At 72.0% G+C, this 13,080-nt stretch carries 14 protein-coding genes; 8 read left to right on the top strand and 6 right to left on the bottom strand.

From position 1 onward, the window contains the following. The first annotated feature begins 28 nt into the window (after nucleotides 1-28). On the top strand, nucleotides 29-361 hold the full coding sequence (locus AC1PME_RS12915; RefSeq protein ID WP_254458394.1) for a DMT family transporter: 333 nt from the start codon (nucleotides 29-31) through the stop codon (nucleotides 359-361). Nucleotides 362-406: 45 nt separating this feature from the next. Here AC1PME_RS12915 and AC1PME_RS12910 read toward each other — a convergent pair whose 3' ends face one another. After that, nucleotides 407-1,324, bottom strand: coding sequence for a LysR family transcriptional regulator (locus tag AC1PME_RS12910; protein WP_481096069.1), 918 nt, complete (start codon nucleotides 1,322-1,324; stop codon nucleotides 407-409). Between the two features lie 112 nt (nucleotides 1,325-1,436). On the opposite strand from AC1PME_RS12910, the gene AC1PME_RS12905 reads away from it, so the two are divergent. Continuing rightward, the gene (locus tag AC1PME_RS12905; RefSeq protein ID WP_254458392.1) at nucleotides 1,437-2,210 is read left to right on the top strand and encodes an SDR family oxidoreductase; all 774 of its coding nucleotides are present in this window, start codon (nucleotides 1,437-1,439) and stop codon (nucleotides 2,208-2,210) included. A 113-nt stretch (nucleotides 2,211-2,323) separates the two neighbouring features. Here AC1PME_RS12905 and AC1PME_RS12900 read toward each other — a convergent pair whose 3' ends face one another. Continuing rightward, entirely contained in the window at nucleotides 2,324-4,396 is a 2,073-nt protein-coding gene (locus tag AC1PME_RS12900) for a TonB-dependent receptor (protein ID WP_254458391.1), read from the bottom strand. Nucleotides 4,397-4,550: 154 nt separating this feature from the next. Between AC1PME_RS12900 and AC1PME_RS12895 the strand changes: the two genes are divergently transcribed. Both AC1PME_RS12895 and AC1PME_RS12890 read left to right on the top strand, forming a co-directional pair. Beyond that, entirely contained in the window at nucleotides 4,551-4,964 is a 414-nt protein-coding gene (locus AC1PME_RS12895; protein WP_307551127.1) for a MerC domain-containing protein, read from the top strand. Between the two features lie 111 nt (nucleotides 4,965-5,075). Beyond that, a complete protein-coding gene (locus tag AC1PME_RS12890) occupies nucleotides 5,076-5,261 on the top strand; it encodes a 30S ribosomal protein THX (protein ID WP_254458389.1) in 186 nt (61 codons plus the stop codon). A gap of 167 nt (nucleotides 5,262-5,428) precedes the next feature. Here AC1PME_RS12890 and AC1PME_RS12885 read toward each other — a convergent pair whose 3' ends face one another. The 4 genes from AC1PME_RS12885 to AC1PME_RS12870 form a co-directional block, all read right to left on the bottom strand. Next, on the bottom strand, nucleotides 5,429-6,862 hold the full coding sequence (locus AC1PME_RS12885; protein WP_254458388.1) for a chloride channel protein: 1,434 nt from the start codon (nucleotides 6,860-6,862) through the stop codon (nucleotides 5,429-5,431). 64 nt (nucleotides 6,863-6,926) lie between these two features. After that, nucleotides 6,927-8,192: an alkaline phosphatase family protein gene (locus AC1PME_RS12880; protein WP_481096068.1), complete on the bottom strand. Its 1,266-nt coding sequence runs from the start codon at nucleotides 8,190-8,192 to the stop codon at nucleotides 6,927-6,929. A gap of 118 nt (nucleotides 8,193-8,310) precedes the next feature. Next, nucleotides 8,311-8,838, bottom strand: coding sequence for a methylated-DNA--[protein]-cysteine S-methyltransferase (locus AC1PME_RS12875; RefSeq protein ID WP_254458386.1), 528 nt, complete (start codon nucleotides 8,836-8,838; stop codon nucleotides 8,311-8,313). Continuing rightward, entirely contained in the window at nucleotides 8,835-10,307 is a 1,473-nt protein-coding gene (locus tag AC1PME_RS12870) for a DNA-3-methyladenine glycosylase 2 family protein (protein WP_481096067.1), read from the bottom strand. Before AC1PME_RS12870 ends, AC1PME_RS12875 begins: the two co-directional genes overlap by 4 nt. Before the next feature lie 209 nt (nucleotides 10,308-10,516). Here AC1PME_RS12870 and AC1PME_RS12865 point away from each other — a divergent pair, with 209 nt between their 5' ends. The 4 genes from AC1PME_RS12865 (at nucleotide 10,517) to AC1PME_RS12850 (ending at nucleotide 12,982) form a co-directional block, all read left to right on the top strand. Next, on the top strand, nucleotides 10,517-11,560 hold the full coding sequence (locus tag AC1PME_RS12865) for a COG3904 family protein (protein WP_430544013.1): 1,044 nt from the start codon (nucleotides 10,517-10,519) through the stop codon (nucleotides 11,558-11,560). An 87-nt stretch (nucleotides 11,561-11,647) separates the two neighbouring features. Next, nucleotides 11,648-11,908, top strand: coding sequence for a hypothetical protein (locus tag AC1PME_RS12860; RefSeq protein ID WP_307551118.1), 261 nt, complete (start codon nucleotides 11,648-11,650; stop codon nucleotides 11,906-11,908). A 65-nt stretch (nucleotides 11,909-11,973) separates the two neighbouring features. After that, nucleotides 11,974-12,549, top strand: coding sequence for a DUF4019 domain-containing protein (locus AC1PME_RS12855; RefSeq protein ID WP_481096066.1), 576 nt, complete (start codon nucleotides 11,974-11,976; stop codon nucleotides 12,547-12,549). A gap of 43 nt (nucleotides 12,550-12,592) precedes the next feature. Further along, entirely contained in the window at nucleotides 12,593-12,982 is a 390-nt protein-coding gene (locus AC1PME_RS12850) for an MAPEG family protein (protein ID WP_254458383.1), read from the top strand. The last annotated feature ends 98 nt before the right edge of the window (nucleotides 12,983-13,080 follow it).

The following is a 13,080-nucleotide window of genomic DNA, read 5'->3' as shown; positions in this document are numbered from 1 at the left end:
GGCGCGTGGTCCGCACGGATGTGTTGCAATGAAAAACTGGCTGTTCCTGTTGGTGGCCATCCTCGCCGAAGTGGTCGCGACCTCGGCGCTGAAGGCCAGCGAGGGCTTCACCCGGCTGTGGCCGACGCTGCTGGCGCTGTGCGGCTACGGCATCGCGTTCTACCTGCTGTCGCTCACCTTGCGCAGCGTGCCGGTCGGCGTGGCCTATGCGTTGTGGTCGGGCATCGGCATCGTGCTGATCTCGCTGCTGGCCTGGTGGCGGTTCGGGCAGGCGCTGGATCCGCCGGCGCTCCTCGGCATGGCGCTGATCGTCGCCGGCGTGGTGGTCATCAACGTGTTCTCGCGCAGCGCGCCGCACTGATCGTGGGCCGGCGAGGCCGGTCGCGCGATGCACTGCCGGCATGGCTCAGGCGGGCGATCCTTCCAGGCATGGCTGCATCACGCTGGCCAGCCAGTCGCTGAAGGCCTGGACGCGCCGCGACAGATGGCGGCGATGCGGGTAAACGATCTGGACCGGCATGGAGGGCGCGGGCCAGTCGGCCAGCACGGCGACCAGGTCGCCGCTGTGCAGATGCTCCTTGACGTCGAACGCCGGGATCTGGATCAGCCCCAGGCCGGCCAGGCAGCAGGCGATGTAGGTTTCGGCGTTGTTGGCCGCAACCTGTGCCGGCACCGCCTGCGTGCGCAGCCGTCCGTCCTCGCGCCATTCCCAGGTGGCGGTGTGGGGATGACCCGGCACGGCATAGTGCACGGCCAGATGGTTCCGCTGCAGGTCCTGCGGCGTGGCCGGGGTGCCATGCCGTGCGAGATAGGCCGGGCTGGCACAGTTGATCAACTGCAGTGCACCGAGCGGTCGCGCCACCAGGCTGCTGCCGGTCTCCAGCGTGCCGACGCGCAAGGCGCAGTCGATGCCTTCGTGGACCAGGTCGAGGGTGCGGTCGCTCGACCCAAGCTCCAGTTCGATGCGCGGATGCCGCGCGAAGAAGCCGGGCAGCGCCGGCGCCACCTGCCTGCGGGCGATGCGGCTGGGCAGGTCCACGCGCAACCGGCCCTGCAGGGACTGGCCGGACGGCCGGAACTGCTGCTCCAGTTCCTCGCTGTCGGCGACCAGGGCAATGGCGCGCTCGACAAGCGCCGCGCCATCCTGGGTCAGGCTCACGCGCCGCGTCGTGCGGCTGAACAGCCGGGTGCCCAGCCGGCTTTCCAGTTGCTGCACCGCCAGCGACACCGTGGGCCGGGGCAGCCCGAGTTGCGCGGCGGCGATGGAAAAGCCGCCGCTCTGGGCAACGCGAAGGAAGATGCGCAGTTGATCGATGCGGTCCATGGAACGGATCCATTGGTAGCGATTCCTGTCCAGTCTATGAGCAAACCGGCGATTTATTGACCGGAATGGCGAGAATACAGTCGTCGAACCCGATGACTGACTAGGAGTTCGCATGTCTCGACACAGCATTGCAGGCAAGGTCGTCCTGATCGCCGGCGGCGCCAAGAATCTGGGTGGGCTCATCGCCCGCGATCTGGCCACCAACGGCGCCAAGGCCATCGCCATCCACTACAACAGCGCCGCGAGCCGGGCCGATGCCGACGCCACGGTGGCCGCCATCGAGCAGGCCGGTGCCAAGGCGGTGGCCCTGCAGGCCGACCTCACCACGGCCGCGGCCGTCGAAACGCTGTTCGCCGATGCCGTGGCCGCCGTCGGCCGCCCCGATATCGCCATCAACACCGTGGGCAAGGTGCTCAAGAAGCCCATGGCCGAGGTCAGCGAGGCCGAGTACGACGCCATGGCGGCGATCAACAGCAAGGCGGCGTTCTTCTTCCTGAAGGAGGCCGGTCGGCACGTCAACGACCACGGCAAGATCGTGACCCTGGTGACCTCGCTGCTGGGGGCGTTCACCCCGTTCTATGCTGCCTACGCCGGCTCCAAGGCGCCGGTCGAGCACTTCACGCGCGCGGCGGCCAAGGAACTGGGCGAGCGCGGGATTTCGGTCACGGCCGTCGGTCCAGGCCCGATGGACACGCCGTTCTTCTATCCGGCCGAAGGCGCCGAGGCGGTGGCGTACCACAAGACCGCTGCCGCGCTGTCGCCGTTTTCCAGGACCGGCCTGACCGACATCGAGGACGTGGTGCCGTTCGTTCGCCACCTGGTCAGCGACGGCTGGTGGATCACCGGCCAGACCATCCTGATCAACGGTGGCTACACCACCAAGTAGGCCGCCGCGTCCGTTTCACGATGCCGCTGGTGCCCTGCGTCGGGCACGTGTGCCTGCATGAAAAAGGGCCGCCCGAAGGCGGCCCCGTGTGACACCGCGGCGAGCGCGCCCGATCAGAAGAACAGGCGCACGCCGAACGAGGCGCTGCGGCCGGGCAGCATGACGTCGTCCTTGAGGAACGAGGTGTGCACCCGCGCATCCTGGTTGGTCAGGTTGTTGCCGTCCAGGAACACTTCCCAGGCAGTGCTGCCGGCATCGACGTGATACGCCAGGTGCGCATCGACCAGGGTGTAGCCGGCGGTCGGGGTCTCGTTGACCGCCACCTTGTCCTGCTTCTGGTAGCGGGTGGCGCCCAGCGCGGCGCGCCAGTTGCTGGCATCCCAGCGCAGCTGCGCACCGTAGCGCGCCGGCGCGATGCGCGGCAGGTTGCCGCCGTCCTTCAGCCGCGCGCGCACGGTGTCGCCGAACACGCGCAGGTCCCAGGCGCCGCTGTCGTTGTCGGCCAGGTGGAAGGTGGCTTCGCCCTCGAAGCCGTGGAATACCGCATCGGCCTGGGTCCACTGGCGGATCGGCAGGAAGTCGTTGTCTTCCTCGTGGTACCACTGGCCGCCGGTGTCGACGATGTAGATGAAATCGTCGTAGCGGTTGTAATAGCCGGACACCTTGGCGTCCACCCAGTCGTTCTTGAAGTTCAGGCCAAGCTCGGCCTGGTTGGCCTTCTCGGTGCGCAGGTCGGGGTTGCCGATCTCGTAGGCGAGGGTGGCGATGTGCGGGCCGTTGGCGAACAGTTCTTCCTCGGCCGGGGCGCGCTCGGCGTGGTCGAGGTTGGCGGTCAGGCGCCACTGTTCGTTGAAGCGGAAGCCGCCGCTCAGCGACAGGCTCTTCGGGGTGAAGTCGCGGTCCACGCCGGTGTCGGTCTCGTACTTGATCTTGTCCACGCGCGCGCCGACTTCGGCCTGCACGCGGTCCCAGGTGTTGCGCGCCAGCGCGAACACGCCGAGGGCGCGGGTGTCGGTCTTGGGCACGAAGGCCTCTTCGCCGGTCGCCTGGAAGGTCGAATCGCTGCCCTGCACGCCGACCGCGGTCTGCCAGCCGCCGCCCAGGCCGAAGGACGCCTCCACGCGGCCTTCGTTGGCGCGCTTGTCGAACTTGGTGCCCACTTCCGCGCCTTCGAACTCGGTGTGGGTGTAGGCGGTGTGGCCGAAGCTGTAGCGCAGCGCGCTGCCGTCGCCCCACGGGTCGTTCAGCGCGCCCTTGAGCTCGAAGCGATCCTGATGCAGCTGCAGCGACACGCCGCGCTCGCCGGCGGCGGGGTCGCCCGGCTCGCCCGGGTTGCCGTAGTTGTCGCGGAAGCGCGAGACCGACACGCCGACGAAGCCCCAGTCGCCGGCCAGCGAGCTGCCGATCGAGCCGACCTTGGACTTGACGAACGAGTTCAGCTGCGGGCCCTGCGGCGTGTCGTAGTCCTTCAGGTTGCGATACACGCCGTCGGCATGGATCGACAGGCCGCTACCGTTGCCGGCATCGACGCGGAACATGTCGGTGTTGCCGCTCTTGTCGCCGCCTTCCCAGCGCGCCTCGGCGCGGCCGTGCACGCCGTCGACCGGGGTCTCGGCGATGCGCCCGTCGACCACGTTGACCACGCCGCCGATGGCGCCGGAGCCGTACAGCAGGGTGGACGGGCCCTTCAGCACTTCGATCTGGTCGGCCAGGAACGGCTCCACCGCCGGCGAATGGTCCTGGCTGACCGTGGACACGTCCTGCGAGGACAGGCCGTCGTTGAGCACCGCCACGCGCGGGCCGTCGAGGCCGCGGATGATCGGCCGGCCCACGCCGGGGCCGAAGTTGGAGCTCTGCACGCCGGGCAGGCTGGCCACGGTCTCGCCGATGCTGGCGCCGCGGTTCTCGTCCAGGCGCTCGCCGGCCAGCACGTCCACCGGCTGGCTCAGCGCGCCGGCGGCATCGCGCAGCGGGCTGGCGGTGACCACCACCTGGTCCAGGTCCTTCACGTGCCGGTCTTGCTTGTGGCCTGCGACATGGCGGCTGTCGCTGGCCGGCGGCGTGGCGTCGGCGGCGGCCGGCGCGGGGCTGGGGTCGGCGGCCAGCGCCAGCGAGGGGCTGAGCAGGCCAAGCAGGGCCAGGGACAGGGCGGAACGGCGGAGCGGGGCGGGACGGTGAGAGGGCATGGGCATTCCATTAGGAGGGACATTCGGGGCGACGCGCGCGCTGCCGGCACCGCATGGCGGCGGTGCACGGTCGAGGAAGAGGCGCGGGGCGCGCTGGTCGCCGGCGGCCGAATGTTATATTATTCTGTAACACATTCAACCCGTGCCGACCGTCATGTCCCCATCGTTCGATCTGCGCGCCGTGCTCGACCGTCTCGGCGCCACCGGCTCGCTGTTGTGCGCGGTGCACTGCGCGGTGCTGCCGCTGGCGCTGGCGCTGCTGCCGTCGTTGGGTCTGGCGATGTGGCTGGGCGAGGGCGTGGAGCGCAGCCTGGTGCTGTTCGTGACCTGCCTGGGCCTGTTCAGCCTGGTGCTCGGCTATCGCCGGCACCGCGCCTGGCAGGCCCTGGGTCTGCTGGTGCTGGGCCTGCTGGCGCTGTGGGCCGGCCTGCTGGTGCCGGCGCTGCACCACGCGGTGGCGCCGCACGCGGCGATCATGACCTTCGGCGGCACCCTGGTCGGCCTGGCGCATCTGCTCAACCTGCGCCTCAACCATGGCCACGTGCACGACGCAAGCTGCGCCCATTGAGCGCACGTGGTAGGCTTGCCGCCCTTGCGCGAGGGCGCCGACCGCGTTGGCCTCGCCAAACCCCGTGCGTCGCGCGGGGGTTTTCGCACATACATTCAGGAGTCGATGAGCATGGGTAAGGGTGACCGCAAGACCGCCAAGGGCAAGCGCTACAACGCCAGCTACGGCAATGCGCGCTCGCACAGCGTGAGCAAGGTGGCCGTGGGCGCTACCGCGTCGGTCGCGAAGAAGTCGGTGGTCAAGGCGCCGGCGGCCAAGAAGGCCGTGGCCAAGAAGACGGTCGCCAAGGCCGGCTGAGCCAGCCACCGGTTGCGACGAAGAACGCGGCGCTTGCGCCGCGTTTTTTTATGCCTGCGTGTATGGCTGGCGGTCGCCGCGAGGCACCGGTGAACGGCTTTGCGGCGGCAGCGGGTGAAGCGGAACGGGCTTCCCGATCGCGCCAGTAATCCGGGCCGCACGGCCGCTCAGTGCGGGCGTGGCGCGGCGGGGCCGTCGTCGTGGTCGTCGTGGCCGCTGCCGGCCAGGTCGGCGACCAGCGAGGTCGGCGCGTCCTCCTCGGCGGGCGGAGCGGGCGCTGGCGGCGGCGCCACCAGCAACAGCTCGGCCAGGCCGCGATAGATCGGCGTGCGGCAGACCAGGGCCGAGGCGCCGCGGGCGATCAGCACCGTCGCCAGGATCGGCAACAGCATGTCGCTGCTGTCGGTGAGTTCCAGCGAGATCACCGCCGAGGTCAGCGGCGCCTGGGTCACCCCGGTGAGATAGGCGCACATGCCCAGCAGCACGAAGATGCGCGGGTCCACGCCCGGCATCAGCACCGCCAGGTTGTGGCCGAGCCCGGCGCCGACCGCCAGGGCCGGCGAGAACAGGCCGCCGGGAATGCCGGCCACGTAGGACACCAGGTTCGCCAGCAGCTTCATCAGGCCGAATTCGTGGCCGACGCTGGCGTGCCCCTGCACCAGGCTGCGCGCCTGTTCGTAGCCGGTGCCGAACGCGCCGGCGCCGAAGATCAGGCCCAGCAGCACCAGCGCCAGGCCGCACAGCGCGGCCAGCAGCACCGGCTGCCGCCGGCGCAGCTCGCCCAGCCAGCGCGGCTTGCCGGCGACGGTGAGCAGCACCATGCGGGAGAAGGCGCCGCCGAGCAGGCCGGCGACCACGCCGCACAGCAGGATCGCCAGCCACGCCTTGCCCAGCGGCAGGCCGGCGGTGGCGACCCGGCCGAAGTAGGTGTAGTCGCCGAGCAGGCCCAGCGAGATCACGCCGCCGACGATCACCGCGGTCAGCAGGGTGCCGGAAAAGTGATGCTCGAAGCGCCCGCTCAGCTCCTCGATGGCGAACACCACCCCGGCCAGCGGCGTGTTGAACGCGGCGGCGATACCGGCGGCGCCGCCGGCCAGCAGGAAATGGCTGGCCTGACGCGCATCGCGGAAGCCGAACCAGCGCCCGAGCACGTACATCAGGCTGGCGCCGACGTGCACGGTCGGGCCCTCGCGGCCGATCGAGGCGCCGCCGAACAGGGCCATGGTGGTCAACATCAGCTTGCCGGCGGACACGCGCAGCGACAGGTTGGACTGGCGGAAACCGTCGTCGGTACGGTCCAGCGCGGCGATCACCTGCGGAATGCCGCTGCCGCGGGTCGGACGCAGCGCGCCGTTGGTCAGCCAGGCGAGCAGGGCGAACACGCCCGGGGTCAGGAGCAGCGCCCACCACGGCGAATGCGCGGTGATGCGCTGGAACATGTGGAAGGCGGCGTCGCTGGCCTTGGCGAAGACGATGGACACCAGCGCCACCGCCACCGCGCCGCCCCACAGGACGGCGCGCTGCTTCCAGCTCTCCTGCGAGATCAGCGGGCGCAGACGCTGGCGAAGGCGGGGCGGTTGCGCGGAATCGGGCGAGTGCATGCGGCAATTGTCGCATGCGTTGCCGTGGTCGGGCGTCGGTGCGCCGCCGCCGTTGCCGTGGCGCTCAGCGCAGCGCCGGCAGCAGCGCCTGCGGGTCGCCGTCGTTGGGCGCGGCGGGGATGCCGAGCAGGCGGGTCAGCAGCGGATACACGTCGACGTTGTCGATCGGCGCCAGGGTGACGCCGCGGCGGAACGCCGGGCCGCGGGCGACGAACACCGCGCGCATCGACGGCAGCGCCGGGTCGTAGCCGTGCGAACCGCGCAGGCTGCGCGGCTTCTCGGCGATGCGCGCGCGCGGCAGCGCATCCCAGCCCTCGTGCATCTGGCACACGATCGGCGGGATGCGCGGGTTGCTGCCGTAATGCCAGCGCGCCGGCAGCTCGCCCTTGCGCCAGCAGTCGTATTGCGGATGCGCACCGAGCAGCCGCGCCTCGGCCGCGGCCTCCTGGCCCGGACGCGGGGCGATGCCGACCGACTGCCCGTAGCTGATCACCGTGGCCTGCTGCGGCGACACCATCTCCTCCACCGCCAGCACCTGCTTGGGCGGCACCGCGGCCATGCCGTGGTCGGACACCAGCACCAGGTTGATCCGGTCCAGTTCGCCGCGCTGGGCCAGGCCGTCGAGCAGATGCCCGATCGCGGCATCGATCCTGGCGACGGCCTGCGCGTACTGCGGCGACTGCGGGCCGTGGCCGTGGCCGGCTTCGTCCACCTGTTCGAAGTACAGCGTCAGCAGCTGCGGGCGCGGCGCACTGGCGTCGTCGAGCCAGCCCAGCACCTGGTCGACCCGCGCGTTCGGCGGCATGTCCGCATCGAAGGCCTGTTGGCGGCTGGGGCGCACGCCCTGGATGGCCGCTTCGCTGCCCGGCCAGGCCCAGGTCGCCGCGTGCAGGCCTGCCTTCTCGGCACTCACCCAGATCGGTTCGCCGCCCCACCAGCGGCCGTCGCCGACCGCGGCGCGATCGCTGATCTGGAACGTGCCCAGCCGCGGGTCCTGCATGCTGTTGTGGACGATGCCGTGATGGTCCGGGCGCAGGCCGGTGGCGATGGTGTAGTGGTTGGGGAAGGTCAGCGACGGGTAGGAGGGCGTCATCCACTGCGCACGCACGCCGTCGTGGATCATGCGGCTCAGGTTCGGGGTGATGCCGCGATCGAGCATGTCCGCGCGCAGGCCGTCGATCGAAATCAGCAGCACCGGCGTGGGGGATGCCGCCGGCGCGGCGGCGCTGGCCGTAGCGGCCGCGTGCGGAGCCGGGGAGGGGGCGGAGGCGCAGGCACCGAGCAGCAGGGTGGCGCAGACGAGCGTGGAGCGCAGGGCGGAGGACATCATCGCGGCATGATACGGGGCCGCGGTGACGTGGCGAAGACACGGGCCGCCGCCGCGCCCATCGGCCCGCGGGCTGCGCGCCGCCGCCGCGTCGCCGCGGGGCCGCCGCATGGCGTGGCGCTCAGCCGAACAGCGCGGCCGTCGTGCCAGCGGCCGCGCCGCCGCCCTCGCGCCGCTCCAGCGCCAGCAACGCGGCCTTGGTCGGCAGGCCGCCGCCGAAGCCGGTGAGTGCGCCGTTGGCGCCGATCACCCGATGGCAGGGCAGCACGATCGGCAGCGGGTTGCGGCCGTTGGCGGCGCCGACCGCGCGCACCGCACGCGGCTGGCCGAGGTGCTGCGCCAGTTGCGCGTAGCTCCAGGTCGCGCCGAACGGGATCTCGGCCAGCGCCAGCCACACCCGGCGCTGGAAGTCGGTGCCGTGCGGCGCCAGCGGCAGGTCGAAGTGCTCGCGCTCGCCGGCGAAGTAGGCCAGCAACTGCTCGCGCGCGGCGCGCACCGGGACCGGATCGTGGATCCAGTCGGCGCGGCCGCGGGCGTCGTAGCGGTTCTCCGGGAACAGGATGTGGCGCACGCCGTCGGCGCCGACGGCCACGGTCAGGACGCCGATCGGGGTGGCGAAGCGGTCGTAGTACAGCGGGGACGCGGTCATGCGCGGGTCTCCTCGGGAGGATCGTTGGCCAGGTGCCACAGGTGCAGCACCGCGTAGGCGCGCCAGGGGCGCCAGGCCTGCGCGCGTGCCTCGGTGGCGCGTTCGCTCAGGCGCGCGCCGTCCGCGCCGAGCCTGCGTTGCAGCACCAGGTCGCCGGCGGGGAAGGCGTCGGGCTGGCCGAGCGCGCGCAGGGCGATGTACTGCGCGGTCCAGGCGCCGATCCCGGGCAGCGTGATGGCGTGGGCGACGAAGTCGTCCAGGCGCTGGCCGGCGCGGAACGACAGGCGGCCGTCCAGCACCGCCTGCGCCAGCGCGCGGATCGTCGCGGCGCGCGAGCGCGGCAGGCCGATCGCTTCCAGGGGCGCGGCGCGCAGCGCCTGCGGGGTCGGGAAGGCGCGGTCCAGCCCCGGCGGCTGGCCGGGCCGCGCGGCGCCATGGCGATCGACCAGGCGCGCGGCCAGGGTCGCCGCGCCGGCCACGCTGACCTGCTGGCCGAGCACCGCGCGCACCGCCACTTCGAACCCGTCCCAGCCGCCCGGCACGCGCAGCCCGGGGCGCCGCGCGATGGCGCGCGCCAGCAGCGGATCGTCGCCGAGCGTGGCGTGCACCGCGCGCAGGTCGGCGTCCAGGTCGAACACGCGGCGTACCCGGCGCACGATGTCGGGGATGGCGCGCGGATCGGCCGCGGCGATGTGCAGGCGCAGTTCGTGGCGCTGCGGATCGGCCTCGACGCGGATGCGGGTGGAGGCCTCGCAAGGGCCGAGCACGCGTTCGTAGCTGGCCTCGCCGATGCGTTCGATGCCGGGGATCGCGCGCTTGCGCAGGAACGCCAGCATCGCCGGGAAGTCCAGCGGCGGCCGGTAGCCCAGGCGCAACACCAGGTCGCCGCCGGGACTGTCGGCGCGCTGCTTGCGGATCGCCGAGGGCGGCATGCCGCAGCCGTCGAGGAAGGCGGCGTTGAAGCGGCGCAGGCTGTTGAAGCCGGCGGCCAACGCCACCTGGGTGATCGGCAACGCGGTCTCGGTGAGCAACTGCTTGGCCAGCAACAGGCGCCGGGTGGCGTGCACCGCCGCCGGCGTGGCGCCGAGCTGGGCGACGAACAGGCGCTGCAACTGGCGCGCGCTGATGCCCAGTTCGGCGGCCAGCGCGGCGACGCTGGCGTCCTGCAGCGCGCCCTCGGCGATCAGCGCCAGCGCGCGCCGCACCACCTCTTCGCCCAGGTGTTGCTGCGCCTCCGGCGACAGCTCGGGGCGGCAGCGCAGGCACGGACGGTAGCCGGCCGCGGCGGCCGCGGCCGCACTGGGGTAGTAGCGCACGTTGCTGCGCTTGGGCGGCGGTGCCGGGCATACCGGCCGGCAATAGATGCCGGTGCTGCGCACCGCGGTGAAGAACACGCCGTCGAAGCGCGCATCGCGCGACTGGCGGGCGCGGTCGTAGAGGGCGTGGTCGGCGGCGGCGAGGGCAGGCATGGCGCCAGTCTAGTCGGCCCAGGTGCGGCGGACTGGCCGTTTTCGGACAGCAATGCCGGCGCTGTCGCGTGGCCGTGGTGCCCGCGGTTTAGGCGCAGTTGGGGCGGCTCCGCCCCGCCACACTAGACTAGGTCCACAGGCGCCTGGCGCCTGCCTTTTTCGTGTTCGCCTTGGATCCCTGCTTGGCCGCTCCGTTCAGACTCTGCTGGTTGTCGCTGTGTTGCCTGGGCCTGATGGCGTGCGGGCAGCAGCCGACGTCGGCGCCGCGGACCGTCGCCGACAGCCCATCCGCCGACGGCGAACACATGGTCTCGATCGGCGCGCCGCCGGCGCCGCTGCCGCCTGCGGCCGCGCCCAAGCGCGATCCGCAGGCCTGGGACGAGGCCACCCTGGAGAACGGCGAGGCCTTCATCAGCTGCGACACCGATTATGCCGCCGAGGCCGGCGACGGCCAGCCGCTGGCCGGGCTCGATCGGCCTGCCGTGGAAGCGGCGCTGGCGCCGTGCCGCGAACGCGGGCTGATGCGGGTGCGCTATGTCGGCAAGATCAACGCCGGCTTCGCCGAGCTGGTGCGGCGCCTGGCCGAGGTGGCCCGGCAGACCGGCATCGGCAAGCGCGTGCTCGACCTGGATTCCAGCGGCGGCCAGGTCGAGGCGGCGATCCGCGCCGGCGACGCGATCGGCGAATCCGGCTGGACCGTGTGGGTGCGCGAAGGCTCGGTCTGCCACAGCGCCTGCGTGTTCGTGCTGGCCGCCGGCGACAACCGGCTGATCTCCGGCAAGGTCGGCATCCACCGGATGATGCGGATCAGTTCCACCGCGACCTCGCGCGCCGAACTCAACCGCGAGCTGCAGGAGGTCTATGGCAACGTCAAGGACTACCTGGAGCGCAACGGCGTGGCGGTGGCGGTGGCCGACCTGATGATGACCGTGCCCAACCGCAGCCTGCGCCTGCTCAGCAGCGACGAACTCAAGCAGTACGGCCTGGACGGCACCAACGCGGTGCAGGACGACCTGGAGCGGATCAAGCAGTTGCGCAAGTGCGGCGACGACTTCGTGCGGCGCAAGGATGCGTTCCTGGTCGCCTTCGACCAGGAGTGCAAGACCAGGAAGGACATGGACCTGGAGAGCCTGACCGCCTGCGGCCAGGCGCTCAAGCAGCGCTTCGGGTTCCCGGACCAGGCCTGCCCGATGGAAAGCCCGCTGTCGGAGATCGACGTGGCGACCCTGCCGCTGGCCTCGCCCGGCGCCTGAACGGAAACCGGGGCCTGCCGCGCCCGTTCACGTGGCCGGCATCCAGGCGGCGCTAGCGTCCGCGGCAACCCTCCCCGGAGCGCGCGCATGGCCGCCGGAACCCGCTTGATGCTGCGGCTGTATCTGCCCCCGGCGCTGCTGGCGCTGGGCGGCTTCGTGCTCGCCGAAGTGCTGCTGCACGTCGCCAACGGCCTGCATGCGCCCTGGCTGGCGCGGACCGGTTCGCTGCTGAGCCTGTTCGGCCTGCTCGCGGCCACCGCCTGGGCGCTGTGGGCCAGTTGGCGCGCCTGGCACCGCCAGCGCTACGCCGCCCCGGCCGCGGCGGTCCCTGGCGAGGAAGCGCCGTAGGCGCCGCTGCGCTGGCCCGCGACGACGGCGTAGACTGCGGCCACCGCCGCTGCCGAGCGATGTCCTTGCCCACGTCCGTCCCGTTTCGCCTGCCCGTCGTCCTGTTGGCGCTGATTGCCGGCGCCGCCTCCGCGCAGACCGCCGCACCGGTGCCGTCCACTGCGCCTGCAGCGCCTGCCGCGACGTCCGCCACGCCGCCTGCCGCGCCCGCGGCCGTGCCGAAACCGGCACCGCGCCATGCCGGCGCCGCCGCGCCCGCGCCCGGGCCGCTGGCCAAGCAGGATGCGCAGATGGCCCAGGCCGGGCTGCGCGCCGCGCAACTGGTCGATGCCGGGCGCACCGGCGAACTGTGGGACGGCGCCTCGGCGGTGGCGAAGAAGGCGGTGACGCGCGCGGTGTTCGTGCGCGAAGTCGACGCCGCGCGGGCGCGGCTGGGCGCGTTGCTCGGCCGCGGCGTCGCCAGCGTGGCGCGGGTGCAGTACGCCGCCGGCTCGCAGGTGCCGCCGGGCACCTACGTCAACATCAGCTTCCCCAGCCGCTTCGCCAACGCGCCGCAGCCGGTGCGCGAGCTGGTGTCGTTGCGGCTGGACGAGGACAAGACCTGGCGCCTGGTCGGCTATCACGTCGCCATGCCCGATTGAGCGGCATGCTGCGCGCCGTCTTCCCTTTCCCGGCGAAACTCCGATGCCCATCGAAATCCGCATGCTGGCCTGGGCGATCCTGCTCGGGATCGCGCAATTGCTGCTCGCTTCCGCCTTCGTCACCGCGCAGCGCGGCTTGAAGTGGAACGCCGGCGCGCGCGATGCGCCGCAGCCGCCGCCGGCCGGCGTGGCCGGGCGCCTGGACCGCGCGCTGCGCAACTTCCTGGAGACCTTCCCGTTCTTCGCCGCCGCGGCGGTGGCGGTGGCGGCGCTGGGCAAGGGCGATGCGCACACCGCGCTGTCGGCGCAGATCTACTTCTGGGCGCGGGTCGCCTACGTGCCGCTGTACGCGGCGGGCGTGCCGTACGTGCGCAGCCTGGTGTGGGTGGTGTCGCTGTGGGCGATCCTGCAACTGGTATGGGCGCTGTTCTGAGCGCCGCCGGCTGCGACCGATCGTCGCGGCGCTGATCCAGATCAAGGCCGCGGTGCGCGCTGGTCGTATCCTGGGCGGGTCCGATCACGGAGTCGCCG

The sequence above is a fragment of the Xanthomonas sp. NCPPB 901 genome, from assembly GCF_056725085.1.
This window is presented reverse-complemented; position numbering and strand designations above follow the sequence as displayed.